The 2589-nt window shown below is 68.9% G+C and carries 2 protein-coding genes; both read left to right on the top strand.

Going from position 1 to position 2589, the window contains the following annotated elements:
- The coding region (locus tag AB0I76_RS27435; protein ID WP_357041291.1) for an ATP-binding protein at positions 1-413 on the top strand (413 nt) is incomplete at its 5' end.
- Between the two features lie 107 nt (positions 414-520).
- A complete protein-coding gene (ctaD, locus tag AB0I76_RS27430) occupies positions 521-2539 on the top strand; it encodes a cytochrome c oxidase subunit I (RefSeq protein WP_357041289.1) in 2019 nt (672 codons plus the stop codon).
- Positions 2540-2589 lie beyond the last annotated feature (50 nt).

Raw genomic sequence — 2589 nt, 5'->3', positions numbered from 1 at the left:
GCGAGTGGCCGAGCCTGCACCTGCACGACGCCCAGGACACCCAGCACGTGCTGCGCGGCCCACTGATCGACTGGAAGGGCTGGCGGTACGTCGAGCGGGAACTGGTGGGCGACGCCTGCACGCGGTGGAACCTGCCGGAGGCCGTCGGTCCGGCGTCGCTCGTGCTCAGCGAGCTGGTCGGCAACGTGGTCCGGCACGCCGGCACCCCGATGCAGGTGACGCTCACCCTGCGCCGGCCGGACCTGCAACTGGCGGTGCTGGACGGCAGCCGGGTCGCCGCCCGCATGACCATGCCGGACCTGCGCGCCGAGGGCGGTCGGGGCCTGATGCTGGTCCGGGAACTGGCGCAGCGCTGGGGCAGCATGCCGGCCGGCGACGGCAAGGTCGTCTGGGCGGTACTCCCCGCGAATTGACCGAAATTACCGCTCTAGCCTGAATAAGCTCTCTCGCCTGGTTTCATGGTCGGAGGGGCGGGTAGTCGCGCCCGTCCTTTCTGTCATCACGGCGGGGTGAAACTTTCATGGCCAAAGAGGTCACGACGGAACCGCGCGACCGAGGTCCGGCCATTCTGGCGCCGGCGCGCTTCGGTGGCTATCCAGGACCCCTCAGGCCCGCCACACCAGGCGGAAAACTGCTCAGGTTCCTCGCCACCACCGACCACAAGCAGATCGGCCTGCTCTACCTGCTCACCTCGTTCGGCTTCTTCATCGTGGCCGGGATCGAGGCGATGCTGATCCGCGCCGAGCTGGCCCGCCCCGGCCTGCAACTGCTCTCCTCCGAGCAGTACAACCAGCTCTTCACCTCGCACGGCGCGGTGATGCTGCTGCTCTTCGCCACCCCGGCCGCGTTCGGATTCGCCAACTACATCGTGCCGATCCAGATCGGCGCGCCGGACGTGTCGTTCCCCCGGCTCAACGCCCTCGCCTACTGGCTCTACCTCTTCGGCGGGCTGATGGTGATCGGCGGCTTCGCGACGCCACAGGGCTCCGCCGACTTCGGCTGGACCGCGTACACGCCGCTGAGCAGCGCCGAGCACTCCCCCGGCGTCGGGGCGAACATGTGGGTCGTCGGTCTGGTGATCTCGGGACTCGGCACCATCCTCGGCGCGGTCAACCTGATCACCACGATCCTCACCCTGCGCGCGCCGGGCATGACGATGTTCCGGATGCCGATCTTCACCTGGAACATGCTCTTCACCAGCGTGCTGGTGATCCTGGTCTTCCCGCTGCTGGCCGCGGCGTTGCTGGCGCTCTCGGCGGACCGGCTGCTCAACGCCCACGTCTACGACCCGGCAACCGGCGGGCCGATGCTCTGGCAGCACCTGTTCTGGTTCTTCGGCCACCCCGAGGTCTACATCATCGCGCTGCCGTTCTTCGGGATCATCACCGAGATCATCCCGGTCTTCGCCCGCAAGCCGATCTTCGGCTACACCGGTCTGGTGCTGGCCACCATCGCGATCACGGTGCTGTCGATGACGGTCTGGGCGCACCACATGTTCGGTACCGGCCAGGTGCTGCTGCCGTTCTTCAGCATCCTCAGCTACCTCATCGCGGTGCCCACCGGGGTCAAGTTCTTCAACTGGATCGGCACGTTGTGGAAGGGGCAGTTGACCTTCGAGACGCCGATGCTGTTCGCCATCGGCTTCCTGGTCACCTTCCTGTTCGGCGGGCTCACCGGGGTGCTGGTGGCCAGCCCGCCGGCCGACTTCCACACCCACGACACGTACTTCGTCGTCGGGCACTTCCACTACGTGCTCTTCGGCACCGTGGTGTTCGCCCTCTTCGGCGGCTTCTACTTCTGGTGGCCGAAGATGACCGGGCGGCTCCTGGACGATCGGCTCGGCAAGGCGCACTTCTGGACCATGTTCATCGGCTTCCACGGCACCTTCCTGGTGCAGCACTGGCTGGGCAACGAGGGCATGCCCCGCCGGTACGCCGACTACCTGCCCTCCGACGGCTTCACGGCGCTCAACACCGTCTCCAGCATCTTCGCCTTCGTCCTCGGCGCGTCCACCCTGTTCTTCATCTGGAACGCCTGGAAGTCCTGGCGCTACGGGGCGATGGTCAACGTGGACGACCCCTGGGGCTTCGGCAACTCGCTGGAGTGGGCCACCACCTGCCCGCCGCCGCTGCGCAACTTCGACCGGATGCCCCGGATCCGTTCCGAGCGGCCCGCGTTCGACGCCAAGTACGGCCCCCTCGTCGCCGATCTCGGCCGGGACCTGCCGCAGCGCACCACCAAGCCGCCGCAGGCGTTCCGGGACGAGTTGCACCGGGAGAAGCACCTGCCCGAGTCGCCCGCCGCCGGCGGCGCGCGCGGCGCCCGCGAGGCCGTCGAGTACCACCCGGCACCGCAGTCCGGCGCCCGGCCGGTGGAGGTGCCGGAGCCGGAGGATGTACGCCGGCCCAGCTTCGAGCACAGCGACGCGCCGGACGAGGAGGAGAACCCGAACCCGCTGGACTCCGAGCGCGGGCCGCGCCAGAGCCCGCCCCGCTGGCGGCACCCGCACAGCGACGGCGGTGACGAACCGCGGGGGTGACTGTCCGCGTACGCGGAAGGGGGGCCGGCACCGTCGAGCGGTGCCGGCCC

The organism is Micromonospora sp. NPDC049799 (assembly GCF_040656655.1).
Taxonomy (GTDB): Bacteria; Actinomycetota; Actinomycetes; order Mycobacteriales; family Micromonosporaceae; genus Micromonospora.
The sequence above is the reverse complement of the archived record's forward strand: the minus strand, read 5'-3'. Positions and strand labels throughout refer to the sequence as shown.